General features: G+C 67.1%; 27 protein-coding genes. 26 read left to right on the top strand and 1 reads right to left on the bottom strand.

Annotated features, from left to right (window positions below; translation table 11 throughout):
* Positions 1-114 precede the first annotated feature (114 nt).
* The 24 genes from NVV95_RS09945 (at position 115) to map (ending at position 13,815) form a co-directional block, all read left to right on the top strand.
* Positions 115-882, top strand: coding sequence for a fructosamine kinase family protein (locus NVV95_RS09945; RefSeq protein WP_259486368.1), 768 nt, complete (start codon positions 115-117; stop codon positions 880-882).
* Positions 883-1,178: 296 nt separating this feature from the next.
* Entirely contained in the window at positions 1,179-1,487 is a 309-nt protein-coding gene (gene rpsJ / locus NVV95_RS09940) for a 30S ribosomal protein S10 (protein WP_022895514.1), read from the top strand.
* 24 nt (positions 1,488-1,511) lie between these two features.
* Positions 1,512-2,168 (top strand): 50S ribosomal protein L3, encoded by a 657-nt coding sequence (gene rplC, locus NVV95_RS09935; RefSeq protein ID WP_259486367.1) that lies wholly within the window; start codon positions 1,512-1,514, stop codon positions 2,166-2,168.
* A gap of 3 nt (positions 2,169-2,171) precedes the next feature.
* The gene (gene rplD, locus NVV95_RS09930) at positions 2,172-2,831 is read left to right on the top strand and encodes a 50S ribosomal protein L4 (protein ID WP_259486366.1); all 660 of its coding nucleotides are present in this window, start codon (positions 2,172-2,174) and stop codon (positions 2,829-2,831) included.
* Positions 2,828-3,133: a 50S ribosomal protein L23 gene (rplW, locus tag NVV95_RS09925; RefSeq protein ID WP_137837178.1), complete on the top strand. Its 306-nt coding sequence runs from the start codon at positions 2,828-2,830 to the stop codon at positions 3,131-3,133. The genes rplD and rplW overlap by 4 nt, the downstream gene beginning before the upstream one ends.
* Positions 3,134-3,158: 25 nt before the next feature.
* The gene (gene rplB, locus NVV95_RS09920; protein ID WP_066041181.1) at positions 3,159-3,998 is read left to right on the top strand and encodes a 50S ribosomal protein L2; all 840 of its coding nucleotides are present in this window, start codon (positions 3,159-3,161) and stop codon (positions 3,996-3,998) included.
* 12 nt (positions 3,999-4,010) lie between these two features.
* Positions 4,011-4,292: a 30S ribosomal protein S19 gene (gene rpsS / locus NVV95_RS09915; protein WP_066041179.1), complete on the top strand. Its 282-nt coding sequence runs from the start codon at positions 4,011-4,013 to the stop codon at positions 4,290-4,292.
* 27 nt (positions 4,293-4,319) lie between these two features.
* Entirely contained in the window at positions 4,320-4,715 is a 396-nt protein-coding gene (gene rplV / locus NVV95_RS09910) for a 50S ribosomal protein L22 (RefSeq protein ID WP_179547448.1), read from the top strand.
* A complete protein-coding gene (gene rpsC, locus NVV95_RS09905) occupies positions 4,715-5,479 on the top strand; it encodes a 30S ribosomal protein S3 (protein ID WP_173183340.1) in 765 nt (254 codons plus the stop codon). Before rplV ends, rpsC begins: the two co-directional genes overlap by 1 nt.
* 2 nt (positions 5,480-5,481) lie before the next feature.
* Positions 5,482-5,901, top strand: coding sequence for a 50S ribosomal protein L16 (gene rplP / locus NVV95_RS09900; RefSeq protein WP_259486365.1), 420 nt, complete (start codon positions 5,482-5,484; stop codon positions 5,899-5,901).
* Positions 5,901-6,218, top strand: a complete 318-nt coding sequence (gene rpmC / locus NVV95_RS09895) for a 50S ribosomal protein L29 (protein ID WP_259486364.1) — start codon at positions 5,901-5,903, stop codon at positions 6,216-6,218. Before rplP ends, rpmC begins: the two co-directional genes overlap by 1 nt.
* Positions 6,218-6,541, top strand: coding sequence for a 30S ribosomal protein S17 (gene rpsQ / locus NVV95_RS09890; RefSeq protein WP_259486363.1), 324 nt, complete (start codon positions 6,218-6,220; stop codon positions 6,539-6,541). Before rpmC ends, rpsQ begins: the two co-directional genes overlap by 1 nt.
* A gap of 34 nt (positions 6,542-6,575) precedes the next feature.
* Positions 6,576-6,944 carry a 50S ribosomal protein L14 gene (gene rplN / locus NVV95_RS09885; protein WP_137837171.1) on the top strand — a complete coding sequence of 123 codons (369 nt, stop codon included), beginning with the start codon at positions 6,576-6,578 and terminating at the stop codon, positions 6,942-6,944.
* Positions 6,945-6,946: 2 nt separating this feature from the next.
* Positions 6,947-7,306 carry a 50S ribosomal protein L24 gene (rplX, locus tag NVV95_RS09880; RefSeq protein WP_259486362.1) on the top strand — a complete coding sequence of 120 codons (360 nt, stop codon included), beginning with the start codon at positions 6,947-6,949 and terminating at the stop codon, positions 7,304-7,306.
* Positions 7,306-7,899, top strand: coding sequence for a 50S ribosomal protein L5 (rplE, locus tag NVV95_RS09875; protein WP_259486361.1), 594 nt, complete (start codon positions 7,306-7,308; stop codon positions 7,897-7,899). Before rplX ends, rplE begins: the two co-directional genes overlap by 1 nt.
* A gap of 75 nt (positions 7,900-7,974) precedes the next feature.
* On the top strand, positions 7,975-8,373 hold the full coding sequence (rpsH, locus tag NVV95_RS09870) for a 30S ribosomal protein S8 (RefSeq protein WP_259486359.1): 399 nt from the start codon (positions 7,975-7,977) through the stop codon (positions 8,371-8,373).
* Positions 8,374-8,379: 6 nt separating this feature from the next.
* Complete coding sequence (rplF, locus tag NVV95_RS09865; protein WP_259486358.1) at positions 8,380-8,916, top strand: 50S ribosomal protein L6; 537 nt, start codon at positions 8,380-8,382, stop codon at positions 8,914-8,916.
* 3 nt (positions 8,917-8,919) lie between these two features.
* The gene (gene rplR / locus NVV95_RS09860; RefSeq protein WP_173183347.1) at positions 8,920-9,291 is read left to right on the top strand and encodes a 50S ribosomal protein L18; all 372 of its coding nucleotides are present in this window, start codon (positions 8,920-8,922) and stop codon (positions 9,289-9,291) included.
* Between the two features lie 35 nt (positions 9,292-9,326).
* Positions 9,327-9,983, top strand: coding sequence for a 30S ribosomal protein S5 (gene rpsE, locus NVV95_RS09855; protein ID WP_259486479.1), 657 nt, complete (start codon positions 9,327-9,329; stop codon positions 9,981-9,983).
* Positions 9,983-10,168, top strand: a complete 186-nt coding sequence (gene rpmD / locus NVV95_RS09850) for a 50S ribosomal protein L30 (protein ID WP_022897975.1) — start codon at positions 9,983-9,985, stop codon at positions 10,166-10,168. Before rpsE ends, rpmD begins: the two co-directional genes overlap by 1 nt.
* On the top strand, positions 10,168-10,893 hold the full coding sequence (gene rplO / locus NVV95_RS09845; protein WP_259486357.1) for a 50S ribosomal protein L15: 726 nt from the start codon (positions 10,168-10,170) through the stop codon (positions 10,891-10,893). Before rpmD ends, rplO begins: the two co-directional genes overlap by 1 nt.
* A 134-nt stretch (positions 10,894-11,027) precedes the next feature.
* Positions 11,028-12,350, top strand: a complete 1,323-nt coding sequence (gene secY, locus NVV95_RS09840; protein ID WP_259486356.1) for a preprotein translocase subunit SecY — start codon at positions 11,028-11,030, stop codon at positions 12,348-12,350.
* Positions 12,347-12,955 carry an adenylate kinase gene (locus NVV95_RS09835; protein WP_259486355.1) on the top strand — a complete coding sequence of 203 codons (609 nt, stop codon included), beginning with the start codon at positions 12,347-12,349 and terminating at the stop codon, positions 12,953-12,955. Before secY ends, NVV95_RS09835 begins: the two co-directional genes overlap by 4 nt.
* A gap of 5 nt (positions 12,956-12,960) precedes the next feature.
* Complete coding sequence (gene map / locus NVV95_RS09830; protein WP_259486354.1) at positions 12,961-13,815, top strand: type I methionyl aminopeptidase; 855 nt, start codon at positions 12,961-12,963, stop codon at positions 13,813-13,815.
* 47 nt (positions 13,816-13,862) lie between these two features.
* Here map and NVV95_RS09825 read toward each other — a convergent pair whose 3' ends face one another.
* Positions 13,863-15,791 (bottom strand): BglG family transcription antiterminator, encoded by a 1,929-nt coding sequence (locus NVV95_RS09825; protein ID WP_259486353.1) that lies wholly within the window; start codon positions 15,789-15,791, stop codon positions 13,863-13,865.
* Between the two features lie 124 nt (positions 15,792-15,915).
* On the opposite strand from NVV95_RS09825, the gene NVV95_RS09820 reads away from it, so the two are divergent.
* Positions 15,916-16,281, top strand: a complete 366-nt coding sequence (locus NVV95_RS09820; RefSeq protein WP_259486352.1) for a PTS sugar transporter — start codon at positions 15,916-15,918, stop codon at positions 16,279-16,281.
* Positions 16,274-16,540: an HPr family phosphocarrier protein gene (locus tag NVV95_RS09815; protein WP_259486351.1), complete on the top strand. Its 267-nt coding sequence runs from the start codon at positions 16,274-16,276 to the stop codon at positions 16,538-16,540. The genes NVV95_RS09820 and NVV95_RS09815 overlap by 8 nt, the downstream gene beginning before the upstream one ends.
* Positions 16,541-16,544 lie beyond the last annotated feature (4 nt).

Below are 16,544 nucleotides of genomic sequence, written 5' to 3'. Positions count from 1 at the left end.
CGAACAGAGCTCGGCCGGGAGTGGCCAGCGTAGTGATACGTCTGGGCCCCGGGTCCCGTGAGAACGTTCCCTCCGCGACATGCGTCTGAAATCTTCCGGGCCTAGCGTTGAAGGGTGTTCACCAAGACCGATCCCCGGGCGCCCGAGGGCTTCTATGAGGCCGAGGCGGCCGGGCTCGCCTGGTTGGCGGATGCCCGGGGTGCCGCCTGCGTGCGGGTCGAGTCCGTGCATCCGGAGGTCATCGAGCTCGAGGAGCTGCGGCCTGCCCGACCGAGCCGCGAGGCGGCCAGCAGGTTCGGGGAGCAGCTCGCCCGCACCCATCACGCCGGAGCGTCGGCGTTCGGCGCCGCGCCCGCCGGCTGGACGGGCCCCTGCTTCATCGGCCGGCGCGCCCTGAGCACGGGGGAGTGGGCCACCTGGAGCGAGTTCTACCCGAGCCAGCGGGTGATGCCCTACGCCGAGCAGGCCGTGGCGCGCGGCAACCTGTCGGCCGACGGATTCCGGCTGGTCAAGCGGGCGAGCGAGCTGATCGCGAGCGGGATCTTCGAGGACGGCGAACCGCCCGCCCGGCTGCACGGCGACCTCTGGTCGGGGAACGTGATGTGGACGCCGACCGGCGTCGTGCTGATCGACCCGGCGGCGCACGGCGGGCACCGGGAGACCGATCTCGCGATGCTGCGGCTGTTCGGCGCCCCGTTCCTCGATGACATCCTCTGGGGCTACGAGGACGTGGCACCGCTGGCCGACGGGTGGCGGGAACGGGTGCCGCTGCACCAGCTGTTCCCGCTCGCGGTGCACGCCGTGGGCCACGGCCCGTCGTACGGGCTGGAGCTCGGACGCGCCGCCGCCGCGGTGCTGCAGCTGGGGGCGGGTTCGGCGTGATCTCGTGCGACACGCCCGGGTTGCATGTAGCCCCGGAATGTGGCAAACTCTTCTAGTTCAACATTTTGGGCCACTGTGCGTGTGCCCGAATCACTGCTTTGGCAGTGCACAGCTTCCAGAGCTGGGCCGCAGGCAGCAGAACAGAGCTTAATCGCAAACCCCCTCCACCTAGGTGAAGGCTGTGCTGATCTCAGTACGGGGCTGATTTCAGTGCGGGGGCGCGGTGCTTGATAGCAAAACAGAGGGCGTCCAATGCAGTCGAGGCTGTATGACGCGAGACAGAGAGAGAGTCACACATGGCGGGACAGAAGATCCGCATTCGACTTAAGTCGTATGACCACGAGGTCATCGACACCTCGGCGCGCAAGATCGTCGACACGGTCACCCGCGCAGGAGCCACCGTCGTCGGCCCCGTGCCGCTGCCCACCGAGAAGAACGTGGTGGCGGTCATCCGTTCGCCCCACAAGTACAAGGACAGCCGCGAGCACTTCGAGATGCGCACCCACAAGCGCCTCATCGACATCATCGACCCGACGCCGAAGGCCGTCGACTCGCTCATGCGTCTCGACCTCCCCGCCGACGTCAACATCGAGATCAAGCTCTGAGCGGGAAGGAACCACTAGATCATCATGGCAACCACCGCTAAGACCTCCAAGGGCCTGCTCGGCAAGAAGCTCGGCATGACCCAGGTGTGGGACGAGAACAACCGTCTCATCCCCGTGACCGTCGTCGAGATCACCCCGAACGTCGTCACCCAGATCCGCACCCCCGAGAAGGACGGCTACTCGGCCGTCCAGATCGCCGGTGGCCAGATCGACCCGCGCAAGGTCAACAAGCCCTCCGCCGGTCACTTCGAGGCAGCCGGCGTCACGCCGCGCCGCCACCTCACCGAGGTCCGCACCGCGGACGCCGCGGAGTACACCGTCGGCCAGGAGCTCACCGCCGAGGGCACGTTCCAGGCCGGCCAGAAGGTCGACGTCATGGGCACCTCGAAGGGCAAGGGCTTCGCCGGCGTCATGAAGCGCCACAACTTCAAGGGCGTCTCCGCCTCGCACGGTTCGCACCGCAACCACCGCAAGCCCGGCTCGATCGGTGCGTCCTCGACGCCCAGCCGAGTCTTCAAGGGCATGCGCATGGCCGGCCGCATGGGTGGCGAGCGCGTCACCGTGCTCAACCTGGTCGTGCACTCGGTCGACGCCGAGAAGAACCTGCTGCTCGTCAAGGGCGCGGTTCCCGGTGCCAAGGGCCGTCTCGTTTTCGTTCGCAACGCAGTGAAGGGGGCGTAGTCCATGCCTACCGCAACTAACACGCTCGATGTCCTCGACGTCACCGGCAAGAAGTCCGGCACCGTCGAGCTGCCCGCCGAGATCTTCGACGTGCAGACCAACATCCCGCTGATCCACCAGGTCGTCGTCGCCCAGCTCGCCGCCGCCCGCCAGGGCACCCACAAGACCAAGGGTCGTGGCGAGGTCTCCGGTGCCGGTCGCAAGCCGTTCAAGCAGAAGGGAACCGGTCGCGCTCGTCAGGGCTCGATCCGCGCCCCTCAGATGACCGGTGGTGGCATCGTCCACGGACCGGTGCCCCGCAACTACGCCCAGCGCACCCCCAAGAAGATGATCGCCGCAGCCCTGCTCGGCGCCCTCTCCGACCGCGCCCGCGGCGGTCGCCTGCACATCGTCGAGTCCCTCTCGCAGGGTGAGACCCCTTCGACCAAGGCCGTGAACGAGTTCCTCGCCACGATCGCCTCGTCGAAGCACGTCCTCATCGTGCTCGAGCGCGACGACGTGCTGAGCCTGCGCAGCGTGCGCAACATCCCGACCGTTCACGTGCTGCCGGCCGACCAGCTGAACGCCTACGACGTCCTCGTCTCCGACGACATCGTCTTCACCAAGGGCTCGTTCGACGGCTTCGTCGCGTCGAAGGCCAAGCAGGAAGAGGTTTCCGCATGAGCAACGCCGCGTTCAACAAGGACCCGCGCGACATCATCCTGGCGCCGGTCGTCTCCGAGAAGAGCTACGGCCTGATCGACGAGGGCAAGTACACCTTCGTCGTCGACCCCCGCTCGAACAAGACCGAGATCAAGCTCGCCATCGAGAAGATCTTCCAGGTCGAGGTCGCGTCGATCAACACCCTCAACCGTCAGGGCAAGACGCGCCGCACCAAGTTCGGCCAGGGCAAGCGCAAGGACACCAAGCGCGCGATCGTGACGCTCAAGTCCGGCTCCATCGACATCTTCACGGCCGTCGGCTAGGCCCGGAAGCTAGAGGAAAAGACACATGGCTATTCGCAAGTACAAGCCCACGACCCCCGGTCGTCGCGGTTCGTCCGTCTCGGACTTCGCCGAGATCACCCGCTCGACCCCTGAGAAGTCGCTGCTCCGCCCGCTCTCCAAGACCGGTGGCCGCAACAACCAGGGCCGCATCACGACCCGTCACATCGGTGGTGGCCACAAGCGCCAGTACCGCGTCATCGACTTCCGTCGCAATGACAAGGACGGCGTGAACGCCAAGGTCGCGCACATCGAGTACGACCCCAACCGCACCGCCCGTATCGCGCTGCTCCACTTCGTGGACGGCACCAAGCGCTACATCCTCGCTCCCAACAAGCTCGCCCAGGGCGACATCGTGGAGTCGGGCGCCGGCGCGGACATCAAGCCCGGCAACAACCTGCCGCTGCGCAACATCCCCACCGGTACCGTCATCCACGCGATCGAGCTGAAGCCGGGCGGCGGCGCCAAGATGGCCCGCTCCGCCGGTGCCTCGGTGCGCCTCGTGGCGAAGGACGGCCCCTACGCCCAGCTGCGTCTGCCCTCGGGCGAGATCCGCAACGTCGATGCGCGCTGCCGCGCGACCATCGGTGAGGTCGGCAACGCCGAGCAGTCGAACATCAACTGGGGCAAGGCCGGCCGTAACCGCTGGAAGGGCATCCGCCCGACCGTCCGTGGTGTCGCCATGAACCCGGTCGACCACCCGCACGGTGGTGGTGAGGGCAAGACGTCCGGTGGACGTCACCCCGTCAGCCCCTGGGGTCAGGCCGAAGGCCGCACCCGTCACCCCAACAAGGAAAGCGACAAGCTCATCGTGCGTCGTCGGACCGTCGGCAAGAAGCGTAAGTAGGAGTTGTAGAAGATGCCACGCAGTCTCAAGAAGGGCCCCTTCGTTGACGACCACCTGTACCGCAAGGTCGTCACCCAGAACGAAGCCGGCAGCAAGAACGTCATCAAGACCTGGTCGCGCCGATCGATGATCATCCCGGACTTCCTGGGTCACACGATCGCCGTGCACGACGGTCGCAAGCACATCCCGGTGTTCATCACCGAGACCATGGTGGGTCACAAGCTGGGCGAGTTCGCCCCGACCCGCACCTTCCGTGGACACGTGAAGGACGACAAGAAGGGCCGTCGCCGCTAAGCGCGGCGACGTGAAGGAGGAAGAGAAATGGTGGAGTCGATCGCACGCGTGCGTCACATCCGCGTCACCCCCCAGAAGGCCCGTCGTGTCGTCAACCTGATCCGCGGCCGTCAGGCCGTGGAGGCGCTGGCCATCCTGAAGTTCGCCCCGCAGGGCGCTTCGGAGCCGGTGTACAAGCTGGTCGCTTCGGCGATCGCGAACGCCCGGGTCAAGGCAGACGCCTCGAACAGCTACCTCGACGAGCAGGACCTCTTCATCGCGAAGGCGTTCGTCGACGAGGGAACCACGCTCAAGCGCTTCCAGCCCCGTGCTCAGGGACGCGCGTTCCGCATCAACAAGCGCACCAGCCACATCACGATCGTGCTCGCAACCCCTGACGAGGCTGCGACGATCGAGGGCGCGAGCAAGAAGGCGAGCAAGTAATGGGCCAGAAAGTCAATCCGTACGGCTTCCGTCTCGGAATCACCACCGACCACGTGTCGCGCTGGTTCTCCGACAGCACGAAGAAGGGTCAGCGCTACAGCGACTACGTCGCCGAGGACGTGAAGATCCGCAACCTGCTGAAGACCTCCCTCGACCGCGCCGGCGTGGCGAAGATCGAGATCGAGCGCACCCGTGACCGCGTCCGCGTCGACATCCACACCGCCCGTCCGGGCATCGTGATCGGTCGTCGTGGCGCCGAGGCTGAGCGCATTCGCTCCGACCTCGAGAAGCTCACGGGCAAGCAGATCCAGCTGAACATCCTCGAGGTCAAGAACCCCGAGGCCGAGGCTCAGCTCGTCGCCCAGGGCATCGCCGAGCAGCTGACCGCCCGTGTGGCGTTCCGCCGCGCGATGCGCAAGGGCCTCCAGGGCGCTCAGCGCGCCGGCGCCAAGGGTGTCCGCATCCAGGTGTCGGGCCGTCTCGGCGGCGCCGAGATGAGCCGCTCGGAGTTCTACCGTGAGGGTCGCGTTCCGCTGCACACCCTGCGCGCCAACATCGACTACGGCTTCTACGAGGCCAAGACGACGTTCGGCCGCATCGGCGTGAAGGTCTGGATCTACAAGGGCGACATCACCAACAAGGAGCTCGCCCGCGAGCAGGCCAACCAGAAGTCCTCGCGCCCCGAGCGCGGCGACCGTGACCGTCCGCGCCGTAACTCCGCCCCGAAGGCGGACGCACCGGTCGCAGCAGGAGTTGAGGCGTAACCATGCTTATCCCCCGTCGAGTCAAGCACCGCAAGCAGCACCACCCGGGTCGCAGTGGCCACGCCACCGGTGGCACGAAGGTCAGCTTCGGTGAGTTCGGCATCCAGGCCATCACCCCCGCGTACGTGACCAACCGTCAGATCGAGTCCGCTCGTATCGCCATGACGCGTCACATCAAGCGCGGTGGAAAGGTGTGGATCAACATCTACCCCGACCGTCCGCTCACGAAGAAGCCCGCCGAGACCCGCATGGGTTCCGGTAAGGGTTCGCCCGAGTGGTGGGTCGCGAACGTCAAGCCGGGCCGTGTGCTCTTCGAGCTGAGCGGTGTCGACGAGACCGTCGCTCGCGAAGCGCTCACCCGGGCAATCCACAAGCTGCCGCTCAAGGCACGCATCATCAAGCGCGAGGAGGGCGACGCGTAATGGCGATCGGTTCCAAGGAGCTCGCCCCGGCGGAGCTCGACACGTTCGAAGATTCTCGACTTCTCGAGGAGCTTCGCAAGGCCAAGGAAGAGCTGTTCAACCTGCGCTTCCAGTCAGCGACCGGGCAGCTCGAAAGCCACGGCCGACTGCGTGCCGTGAAGCGCGACATCTCGCGCATCTACACGATCATCCGCGAGCGGGAGCTCGGCATCCGTGCCACCCCCGCCCCCGTCGAGGCCCCGGCCAAGGCGACCAAGAAGTCCAAGAAGGCAGCAGAGGCCGAGGCCCCCGCTGCAGACGCTGAGGAGGCGAAGTAATGGCCAAGACCGAAGAGAAGGTCGTCGCAGCCGGACACGAGTCGTCCTCGCACGATGTCAAGGACAAGTCCGCCCGCGGCTACCGCAAGACCCGCCGTGGCTACGTCGTGAGCGACAAGATGGAGAAGACCATCGTCGTCGAGGTCGAGGACCGCGTGAAGCACCCGCTGTACGGCAAGGTCATCCGCCGCACCTCCAAGGTGAAGGCGCACGACGAGGCGAACGGCGCCGGCATCGGCGACCTCGTGCTCATCAGCGAGACCCGTCCGCTGTCCGCGACCAAGCGGTGGCGCCTGGTCGAGATCCTCGAGAAGGCCAAGTAGGCCTCGGCTTACTTAGTTCAGGAAGAGTAGAAGAATGCTTCAGCAAGAATCACGAGTGAAGGTCGCCGACAACACCGGCGCCAAGGAGCTCCTGACGATTCGTGTTCTCGGAGGATCGGGCCGTCGTTACGCGGGACTCGGCGATGTCATCGTCGCGACCGTGAAGGACGCCATCCCCGGTGGCAACGTCAAGAAGGGCGATGTGGTCAAGGCCGTCATCGTCCGCACCGTCAAGTCGACCCGTCGTCCCGACGGCTCGTACATCAAGTTCGACGAGAACGCCGCGGTGATCCTGAAGAACGACGGCGACCCTCGCGGTACCCGCATCTTCGGACCGGTCGGCCGTGAGCTCCGTGACAAGAAGTTCATGAAGATCATCTCGCTGGCACCGGAGGTTATCTAGTCATGGCAAACATCAAGAAGGGTGACCTGGTCCAGGTCATCTCGGGCGCGACCCAGGCCCGCGGCGGAGACCGCGGCAAGCAGGGACGTGTCATCGAGGTGCTCGTCGAGCGCAACCGCGTCGTCGTCGAGGGCGTGAACATGGTCACCAAGCACGTGCGTGTCGGTCAGACCCAGCGCGGCACCAAGACCGGCGGCATCGAGACCATGGAGGCGCCGATCCACCTGTCGAACGTCGCCCTGGTCGACCCCGAGACCAAGAAGCCGACCCGCGTCGGCCACCGCAACGAAGAAGTCACGAAGGACGGCGTCACCAAGACGGTCCGCGTTCGTTACGCGAAGAAGTCAGGAAAAGACCTCTGATGAGCACCGAGACTGCCGCGCCCGCTGGCAAAATCCAGCCGCGCCTGAAGCAGAAGTACAAGAACGAGATCGTCGACCAGCTGACGAAGGACTTCGCCTTCACCAACGTGCACCAGGTGCCCGGACTGGTGAAGATCGTCGTCAACACCGGTGTCGGCGAGGCCGCCCGTGACGGCAAGGTCATCGACGGTGCGGTCAAGGATCTCACCGCGATCACCGGCCAGAAGCCGCAGGTCACGAAGGCCCGCAAGTCGATCGCCCAGTTCAAGCTGCGCGAGGGCCAGCCCATCGGCGCCCACGTCACCCTCCGCGGTGACCGCGCCTGGGAGTTCCTCGACCGCCTGCTGTCGCTCGCGCTTCCCCGCATCCGCGACTTCCGCGGTCTGTCCGACCAGCAGTTCGACGGTCGCGGCAACTACACGTTCGGTCTCCAGGAGCAGTCGATGTTCCACGAGATCGACCAGGACAAGATCGACCGCGTGCGCGGTTTCGACATCACCGTCGTGACCTCCGCGAAGACGGACGACGAGGGCCGCGCGCTGCTCAAGGCGCTGGGCTTCCCGTTCCGGTCGAACGACTCCAGCTCCAACTAGGCACCATCCACCCACGACGACCCAGGTCGGCATCCCTCGTAAAGGGTGTCGAAACCAGGCGCGAAAGGCACCACAATGACAATGACAGATCCGGTCGCAGACATGCTGACCAGACTGCGCAACGCGAACTCGGCACACCACGACACCGTGTCGATGCCGCACTCGAAGCTGAAGTCGCACATCGCCGACATCCTCAAGACCGAGGGCTACATCTCCGGCTGGGAGGTCACCGACGCCAAGGTCGGGCAGACCCTCACCCTGAGCCTCAAGTTCGGCCCCAACCGTGAGCGCTCGATCGCGGGCATCAAGCGCGTGTCGAAGCCCGGCCTCCGGGTCTACGCGAAGTCGACCGAGATCCCCACCGTCCTCGGTGGCCTCGGCGTCGCGATCCTGTCCACCTCCTCGGGTCTGCTCACAGACCGTCAGGCGAGCAAGAAGGGCGTGGGTGGGGAAGTCCTCGCCTACGTGTGGTAACCGACAATGTCACGTATCGGACGTCTTCCCATCGACATCCCCGCCGGCGTCACCGTCACCATCGACGGCCAGCAGGTTGCGGTCAAGGGCCCCAAGGGTGAGCTCGCTCTCGCCATCAAGGAGCCCATCGCGGCCACCGTCGAGGAGAACCAGGTTCTCGTCACCCGTCCCGACGACGAGCGCGAGTCGCGCTCGCTGCACGGCCTCACCCGCACCCTGATCGCGAACCAGATCATCGGCGTCACCACCGGCTACTCCAAGAGCCTCGAGGTCGTCGGAACCGGTTACCGCGTGGCTGCCAAGGGCAGCGGCGTGGAGTTCGCCCTCGGATACTCGCACCCCATCTCGGTCGAGCCGCCCGCGGGCATCTCGTTCACCGTCGAGGGCAACAACAAGCTCACGGTCAACGGCATCGACAAGCAGGCCGTCGGTGAGGTTGCCGCCAACATTCGCAAGCTGCGCAAGCCCGAGCCCTACAAGGGCAAGGGTGTGCGGTACGCCGGCGAGGTCGTTCGCCGCAAGGCCGGAAAGAGTGGTAAGTAGACCATGGCTACTGGAATCAGAGGAAAGTCGAAGTCCGCAGCCCGCGATCGCCGGCACCTGCGCCTTCGCAAGAAGGTCGAGGGCACCGAAGCGCGTCCTCGCCTCGTCGTCACCCGTTCGGCACGTCACGTGTTCGTGCAGGTCGTCGACGACAGCAAGGGTCACACCCTCGCGTCGGCATCGACGCTCGAGTCCGACCTGCGCACCTTCGACGGTGACAAGACCGCGAAGGCCAAGAAGGTCGGTGAGCTGGTCGCCGAGCGTGCCAAGCTCGCCGGTGTCGAGGCCGTCGTGTTCGACCGTGGAGGTAACCGCTACGCCGGTCGCGTCGCCGCGATCGCCGATGGAGCACGAGAGGGAGGTCTGGACCTGTGAGCACTGAAACCAACAAGGAGCCGGACGTGGCAGCAATCGCCGAGGCGCCGGTCGAGACGGCCGCGTCGAGCGGTCAGAACGCGACCGAGCCCCGCGAAGCCCGTCGGGGCGGCCGCGAGCGCAACCCCAACCGCGGTGACCGCGGCAGCCGCGACTCCGACAAGAGCAACTTCCTCGAGCGCGTCGTCACCATCAACCGCGTCTCCAAGGTCGTCAAGGGTGGTCGTCGCTTCAGCTTCACCGCTCTCGTGGTCGTCGGCGACGGCAACGGTCTGGTGGGCGTCGGCTACGGCAAGGCCCGCGAGGTCCCGACCGCCATCTCCAAGGGTGTCGAGGAGGCGAAGAAGAACTTCTTCCGCGTCCCCCGCGTCGGCAACACCATCCCCCACCCCGTCCAGGGTGAGGCTGCAGCCGGTGTGGTGCTCCTGCGCCCGGCCGCTGCCGGTACCGGCGTCATCGCCGGTGGTCCGGTGCGCGCCGTGCTCGAGTGCGCCGGCATCCACGACATCCTGTCGAAGTCGCTCGGCTCGTCGAACACGATCAACATCGTGCACGCGACCGTCGAGGCCCTTCAGCAGCTCGAGGAGCCCCGCGCGGTGGCTGCTCGTCGTGGCCTCCCCTTCGACGACGTCGCCCCGGCCCGCCTCGTGCGCGCCGAGCAGGACGCTCTAGCTGCGAAGGCAGGTGCATGATGGCCACGAGCCTGAAGGTGACCCAGATCAAGTCCAAGATCAGCGAGAAGCAGAACCAGCGGGACACGCTGCGCAGCCTCGGACTGAAGCGCATCGGCGACGTCGTCGTGCGCGAAGACAACGCCCAGAACCGGGGCTACGTGCGCACCGTCGCACACCTGGTGAAGGTCGAGGAGATTGACTAATGGCTGAAGAAGAAGCCAAGGAGACCGCGAAGGCGGCTCCGAAGAAGGCTGCGGCCCCCAAGGCCGCTCCCAAGGAGAAGGCTGCTCCCAAGGCCGCCGCCGCCGACAAGGCGGAGAAGGCCCCCAAGGCGGAGAAGGCTCCGGCCAAGGCCGCTGCCCCGAAGAAGGCCGCCGCCCCCAAGGCTGCTGCCGCCAAGGCCGACGCCGCCGACGCGAAGGCCCCGGCCGCCGCGAAGGCTCCCGCCGCCAAGGCCGCCCCGAAGGCCGACGAGACCGCTGCTCCGCGCGAGCACGTGCTCAAGGTCCACCACCTCCGTCCCGCACCGGGCTCCAAGAAGGAGCGCACCCGCGTCGGCCGTGGTGAGGGCTCGAAGGGAAAGACCGCCGGTCGTGGCACCAAGGGCACCAAGGCCCGCTACACCGTGCGCGTCGGCTTCGAGGGTGGCCAGATGCCGCTGCACATGCGCACCCCGAAGCTGCGCGGCTTCAAGAACCCGTTCCGCGTCGAGTACCAGGTCGTGAACCTGGAGAAGCTCGCGGAGCTCTACCCGGCCGGTGGAGACGTGACCGTCTCCGATCTGGTCGCGAAGGGCGCGGTTCGCAAGAACGAGAAGGTCAAGGTTCTCGGCGATGGCGACATCGCGGTGAAACTGACCGTCGCGGTCGACAAGGTCTCCGGCTCGGCCGAGCAGAAGATCGTCGCCGCGGGTGGTTCCGTCAAGTAGCGAGAACCACTGACCGGTGACCCGATTCCCGGCCCTCACACAGATGCCTCTTCAGAATGAGGTAGCCTGTCGAGGCCACGAATCGGGTCACCGGCATTCTTGGCATTGAGCCACACGAACGCAGGAGGCCCTTTTTGTTCAAAGCCGTCGCGAGGATCTTCCGTACGCCGGATCTCCGCAGAAAGATTGGCTTCACGCTCGGCATCGTCGCGCTGTTCCGTCTGGGATCGTTCATCCCCGCACCGTTCGTCGACTTCGGCAACGTGCAGACGTGTCTCGCGGCCAACCAGGGCACCTCGGGCCTCTACGAGCTCGTCAACCTGTTCTCGGGTGGCGCGCTCCTCCAGCTCTCCATCTTCGCGCTGGGCATCATGCCGTACATCACGGCGTCGATCATCGTCCAGCTGCTCCGCGTGGTCATCCCGCACTTCGAGACCCTCTACAAGGAGGGCGCCTCCGGCCAGAGCCGCCTGACGCAGTACACCCGCTACCTCACCATCGCGCTCGGTGTGCTCCAGTCCACGACTCTGATCACCGTGGCCCGCTCCGGCGCCCTGTTCGGCACTTCCACCGTCGCCGAGTGCGGCCAGCTGATCACGAACGACGCCTGGTACGCCATCCTCCTCATGGTCATCACCATGACCGCCGGCACCGGCGTCATCATGTGGATGGGCGAGCTCGTCACCGAGCGCGGCGTCGGCAACGGCATGTCGCTGCTGATCTTCACCTCGATCGCCTCGACCTTCCCCTCCTCGCTCTGGCTGATCGCCCAGACCCAGGGCTTCGAGACCTTCCTCGCCGTGCTCGCGGTCGGTGTCGCGGTGGTCTTCGGCGTGGTCTTCGTCGAGCTCTCCCAGCGCCGCATCCCGGTGCAGTACGCCAAGCGGGTGGTGGGCCGCAGAACCTACGGCGGCAACAACACCTACATCCCGATCAAGGTGAACATGGCGGGCGTGGTGCCGGTCATCTTCGCCTCGTCGCTGCTCTACCTGCCCGCGCTGATCGCCCAGTTCAACCAGCCCGCCGCCGGCCAGGCCCCGGCCGGCTGGGTCACCTGGATCAACAACTACCTCGTGCGCGGTGACCACCCGCTGTACATGCTGATGTACTTCCTGCTCATCGTCGGCTTCACCTACTTCTACGTCGCGATCACCTTCAACCCCGAAGAGGTCGCCGACAACATGAAGAAGTTCGGCGGGTTCATCCCCGGCATCCGCGCGGGCCGCCCCACGGCCGAGTACCTCGACTACGTACTTACCCGCATCACGCTCCCGGGCTCGATCTACCTGGGCGTGATCGCGCTCCTGCCGCTGATCGCCCTGGTCGCGGTCGGCGCCAACCAGAACTTCCCGTTCGGTGGCGCGTCGATCCTGATCATCGTCGGTGTCGGCCTCGAGACCGTGAAGCAGATCGACTCGCAGCTGCAGCAGCGCCACTACGAGGGGCTGCTCCGATGACCGGAGCGGCACCGTCCGAGGTGGCACAGTCCGCGGCGCTCCGCCTGCTGATCATCGGCCCTCCCGGCGCCGGCAAGGGCACGCAGGCGGCCCGGCTCTCGGCGGCCTACGGCATCCCCGCCGTGTCGACCGGAGACATCTTCCGCGAGAACGTCAAGAACGGCACCGAGCTCGGAGTCAAGGCCAAGACGTTCATGGACGCCGGTCAGTACGTTCCGGATGCGCTCACCAACGACCTGGTGCGCGACCGCCTCCAGCAGCCCGACGCGGCCGACGGCTTCCTGCTCGACGGCTACCCGCGCACCCTGCAGCAGGTGGAGGAGCTCGACGACATCCTCGGCGTCTCTGGCACCTCGCTCGACGCGGTCATCGTGCTCGAGGCCGACACCGACGAGGTGGTGCGCCGCCTGCTCAAGCGCTCCGCCGAGCAGGGCCGCAGCGACGACACCGAAGACGTCATCCGCAAGCGCCTCGACGTCTACGCCGAGCAGACCGCTCCGCTGGTCGAGGTCTACGACGGCCGCGGCCTCGTGGTGACCGTCGACGGTCTCGGCGAGATCGACGACGTGACGGGCCGCATCATCGCCGCCCTCGCCGCTCGCTGAGCACCATGGCCTTCGGCAAGAACAAGGGCATCTACAAGACCCCGGCCGAGCTGCGGCTGATGGTGCAGCCGGGGCTCGTCACGGCCGCCTCGCTGACCGCGGTGCGCGAGGCGATCCGCCCGGGCATCACCACGCTCGAGCTCGACGCCGTCGCCGACCGCACCATCCGGTCGCTCGGGGGCATCTCGAACTTCCAGCTGGTGCCCGGCTACCGGCACACCGTCTGCACCTCGGTGAACGACGACATCGTGCACGGCATCCCGGGTGGGCGGATGCTCGAGCCGGGCGACATCGTCTCCATCGACTCGGGCGCCGAGGTCGACGGCTGGAACGGCGACTCCGCCATCACGATCGTGCTCGACGACCCCTCCCGCCCCGAGGAGGTCGCCGCGCGGCGCCTGCTCTCGGAGGTGACCGAGCAGTCGATGTGGCACGGGATCGCCCGCCTCGCATCCGCCCGCCACCTGAACGAGGTGGGGGAGGCCATCGAGGAGTTCGTGGAGGAGCACCCCTCGACCCGCCAGGGTGCGGTCTACGGCATCCTCACCGACTACGTGGGTCACGGCATCGGCCGCAGCATGCACGAGGCGCCGCCGGTGTTCAACTACCGCGTGCGCCAGCGCGGCCCCGAGGTGAAGCCCGGTCTCGTCGTGGCGATCGAGCCGATGATCACGGCCGGCACCACCGAGACCTTCACCCGCGACGACGAGTGGACGGTGGCCTCCGCCGACGGCAGCATGGCCTCGCACTGGGAGCACTCGGTCGCGGTGCACGCCGACGGCATCTGGGTGCTCACGTCCCCCGACGGCGGTGCGGCCGCCCTGGCCCCCCTCGGCGTCACCCCCGTCCCCATCCCGTAGCGATCGGGGCGCCCGGGGCGGGTAGGAGGTGAGCCGAGCAACGCCCGTCAGGTGTCCATGACGTGGACGAGCTCGTCGATGAACGAGGCGAAGTCGGTGGCGCGGCGCACGATGCGCTGCACGTCGTCGCGGTCGGAGAAGACCTCGACGAGCTGGTCGAAGACCGTCTGGAAGGCGCGTCGGCCCGAGGCGCTGAAGGCGAAGAGGGCGATGACGTTGACGCGGTTCTCGCCCCAGGTCATCGGCGTCTCGTTCACGACGATCGCGATCGCGGTGCGCGATGCGCTCATCGCCATGGCGTGCGGCACGGCGATGGTGTCGGTGAAGGCGGTCGACGACATGCGCTCGCGCTCGATGGCGCCCTCGACGTAGCTCTCGTCGATGATGCCGAGCGCGACCATCGAGTCGCCGAGGGTGCGGATCATGGCCGCCTCGTCGCCAGCGTGCAGGTTGCGCCGGAACAGGCGCTCGTCGAAGTACTGCAGCAGCTCGTCCTTCAGCTGCATGCGGCGGCGGTGCCGGCGCACCGTCGTGATCGCGCGGCGCACCGCCTCGAGGTCGCCGGCCGTGAGGAACGGCTGGATGACCACGACGTTGTCACGGGCCGCCGGCACCGAGATGGTGGTCACGACGATGTCGGAGGAGAGCGCCGCCCAATCGACGTCGGCGCGGGTGATCACGGCGTCGACCTGCAGCTCCGAGCCGAGCTCGGCCTCGAGGCGCTGACGCAGGACGACGTGCATGTCGTAGTAGTTCGGGCACACGATCGCGCAGGTCACGCGCTCCTGGCGCAGGTTCTGCCGCTCGAGGTGCGAGCCCACGTGCAGGGCGATGTAGGCGATCTCGTCGTCGTTGATGACGATGCCCTCGCGCCGCTGGATCTGGCTGGCGATGAACACCGCGAGCTCGTAGATCATCGGGAACGTGCTCTTGATCGAGCGGGTCATGGGGTTCCGCGAGTACGACTTCTCCTGCGCCCGGGCGACCAGGTTCCGGATGTGCAGGCTGAGCCGCACGATGAAGTCCTCGTCGTCGAGGTCGACGAGGTACTCCTCGCTCGCCAGCCGCACGATGCGGCGCATCGCGGCCAGGTCATCGGCCTCGAGGTAGGAGTCGGCCACGTCCTGCGCGGGCCGGTCGTGCCCCGGGGTGAGCACGCGGGTGGTGAGCAGCACGGAGAGGTAGTCAAGCTCGCGGGCGCTCAGCGCCGCGTCGAAGTGCGCCCGCACGAGGGTGTCGAGCTGCGCCGCCACCTCGCGCACGGTCTCCGAGGCCGGGCGGGCGTCGTCGTCGGCCGGCCCGATCGACTGCTTCTTGGCCACCCGGTCGACGGCGATGGCGACGTGCAGCAGCACGTTGTCGATCGAGTACTCGTTGACGAAGAAGCCGTTGCCGTCGAGCATGGCGATCAGCTCCGACTTGAACGAGGTCAGGTCGCCCGAGAGGAACTCCCGCTGGATGTTCTGCAGGTCGAGGAACCCCTGCGCGCTCTCCTCGCGGAACAGCCGGCTGAGCAGTCGCCGCCGGTTGAGCTCGCTGCCGGTGAGGGCGACGACGCTGCCGCGCCGGCTCAGCCCGAGACCGGCGTCCTCCACGAGGAGCTTGGCCTTCCGCAGGTCGGCCTCGACGGTCGACTCGCTGACGAACATCGTCGCGGCGAGGTCGTAGACGTCGAGCCCGTCGGGGGCGTCGCCGAGACCGCGGATGATGGCGTGCACCCGGTCGCGCGGGCTGCCGGACTCGGCGTCCCGCCCCCGCAGGCCCTCCAGGAAGCTGGCGTACGCCTCCCGGTTCAGCCGGTACCCGCTGGTGGACGAGGCGATGACCTCGAGCGGCTTGGCCGCGGTCTTCACACTGGTGACGTAGCTGCGCACGCTGCGCGTCGTCACCCCGAGCCGATCCGCCAGCTCGCCGGCCGTGACCCAGTCGGTGGTCTCGGCCAGATACTCCAGCAGGCGCTCGTACTTCGCAGTCATCACTGTCACCCTAAGCGGTTCCGGGGAGCAGGGCTTCCTAGGGGCCGGAAGCAAGCCTGCTGGCCAGATCCCCAGCACTCGGTCAGGATCGTAGGAGATCGGATCAGGACGCGAGGAGGCGTGCGTGGACAGAGTGCTCATCGTCTGCGGTGCAGGAGCATCGAGCACCTTCCTCGCCGTGAGACTGCGCCGGATCATCCGGGACCGCGATCTCGACCTGGTCGTGGACGCGGGCACGCTGGCCGATCTCGACGACAGGCTCGCGGCGACGCGCATCTTGCTCGTCGGCCCTCACCTCGCCGACCGCTTCGCCGGGCTGGCCGAGCGGGCCGAGCGGGCGGGTGCCGTGGCGGAGCTCCTCCCCGAGAACGTCTTCGGGCGGGACGGCGCCGAACTCGCCGCCCGAAGGATCGAAGAACTCGCCGGGCTGCGGTCCCCGGCAGACGAGACCGCGACATCAACACCGATCAAAGGAGTCCACCATGGCTGAACGAACCGTCGAACTGGCATCGAAGCACGGGCTGCACGCCCGTCCGGCCACGCTCTTCACCCAGACCGTGGCGAAGTCCGGCCTGCCCGTGCAGATCTCCAAGAACGGCAAGGCCGTCAACGCCGCGAGCATCCTCGGCGTCATCTCGCTCGGCATCGAGCACGGCGACACCGTCACGCTCGTCTCCGAGGCGCCCGACTCCGACGGGTTGCTCGACGAGCTCGCGACCCTGCTCTCCACCGACCTGGACGCCGAGTGATGTC

It is taken from the genome of Herbiconiux gentiana, assembly GCF_024978135.1.
Lineage (GTDB): Bacteria > Actinomycetota > Actinomycetes > Actinomycetales > Microbacteriaceae > Herbiconiux > Herbiconiux gentiana.
The sequence above is the reverse complement of the archived record's forward strand: the minus strand, read 5'-3'. Positions and strand labels throughout refer to the sequence as shown.

What these genes read in the sequence shown, in the direction of transcription:
- rpsJ (WP_022895514.1), top strand. Translation starts at nt 1,179, where the DNA reads ATGGCGGGACAGAAGATCCGCATTCGACTTAAGTCGTATGACCACGAG.
- rplW (WP_137837178.1), top strand. Translation starts at nt 2,828, where the DNA reads ATGAGCAACGCCGCGTTCAACAAGGACCCGCGCGACATCATCCTGGCG.
- rplP (WP_259486365.1), top strand. Translation starts at nt 5,482, where the DNA reads ATGCTTATCCCCCGTCGAGTCAAGCACCGCAAGCAGCACCACCCGGGT.
- NVV95_RS09835 (WP_259486355.1), top strand. Translation starts at nt 12,347, where the DNA reads ATGACCGGAGCGGCACCGTCCGAGGTGGCACAGTCCGCGGCGCTCCGC.
- NVV95_RS09825 (WP_259486353.1), bottom strand. Translation starts at nt 15,791, where the DNA reads ATGACTGCGAAGTACGAGCGCCTGCTGGAGTATCTGGCCGAGACCACC.
- NVV95_RS09815 (WP_259486351.1), top strand. Translation starts at nt 16,274, where the DNA reads ATGGCTGAACGAACCGTCGAACTGGCATCGAAGCACGGGCTGCACGCC.
- map (WP_259486354.1), top strand. Translation starts at nt 12,961, where the DNA reads ATGGCCTTCGGCAAGAACAAGGGCATCTACAAGACCCCGGCCGAGCTG.
- rplX (WP_259486362.1), top strand. Translation starts at nt 6,947, where the DNA reads ATGGCAAACATCAAGAAGGGTGACCTGGTCCAGGTCATCTCGGGCGCG.
- rpsS (WP_066041179.1), top strand. Translation starts at nt 4,011, where the DNA reads ATGCCACGCAGTCTCAAGAAGGGCCCCTTCGTTGACGACCACCTGTAC.
- rpsC (WP_173183340.1), top strand. Translation starts at nt 4,715, where the DNA reads ATGGGCCAGAAAGTCAATCCGTACGGCTTCCGTCTCGGAATCACCACC.
- rplC (WP_259486367.1), top strand. Translation starts at nt 1,512, where the DNA reads ATGGCAACCACCGCTAAGACCTCCAAGGGCCTGCTCGGCAAGAAGCTC.
- rpsQ (WP_259486363.1), top strand. Translation starts at nt 6,218, where the DNA reads ATGGCCAAGACCGAAGAGAAGGTCGTCGCAGCCGGACACGAGTCGTCC.
- rplD (WP_259486366.1), top strand. Translation starts at nt 2,172, where the DNA reads ATGCCTACCGCAACTAACACGCTCGATGTCCTCGACGTCACCGGCAAG.
- rpmC (WP_259486364.1), top strand. Translation starts at nt 5,901, where the DNA reads ATGGCGATCGGTTCCAAGGAGCTCGCCCCGGCGGAGCTCGACACGTTC.
- rpmD (WP_022897975.1), top strand. Translation starts at nt 9,983, where the DNA reads ATGGCCACGAGCCTGAAGGTGACCCAGATCAAGTCCAAGATCAGCGAG.
- rpsH (WP_259486359.1), top strand. Translation starts at nt 7,975, where the DNA reads ATGACAATGACAGATCCGGTCGCAGACATGCTGACCAGACTGCGCAAC.
- rplF (WP_259486358.1), top strand. Translation starts at nt 8,380, where the DNA reads ATGTCACGTATCGGACGTCTTCCCATCGACATCCCCGCCGGCGTCACC.
- rplN (WP_137837171.1), top strand. Translation starts at nt 6,576, where the DNA reads ATGCTTCAGCAAGAATCACGAGTGAAGGTCGCCGACAACACCGGCGCC.
- rplR (WP_173183347.1), top strand. Translation starts at nt 8,920, where the DNA reads ATGGCTACTGGAATCAGAGGAAAGTCGAAGTCCGCAGCCCGCGATCGC.
- rplO (WP_259486357.1), top strand. Translation starts at nt 10,168, where the DNA reads ATGGCTGAAGAAGAAGCCAAGGAGACCGCGAAGGCGGCTCCGAAGAAG.
- rplV (WP_179547448.1), top strand. Translation starts at nt 4,320, where the DNA reads ATGGTGGAGTCGATCGCACGCGTGCGTCACATCCGCGTCACCCCCCAG.
- rplB (WP_066041181.1), top strand. Translation starts at nt 3,159, where the DNA reads ATGGCTATTCGCAAGTACAAGCCCACGACCCCCGGTCGTCGCGGTTCG.
- rplE (WP_259486361.1), top strand. Translation starts at nt 7,306, where the DNA reads ATGAGCACCGAGACTGCCGCGCCCGCTGGCAAAATCCAGCCGCGCCTG.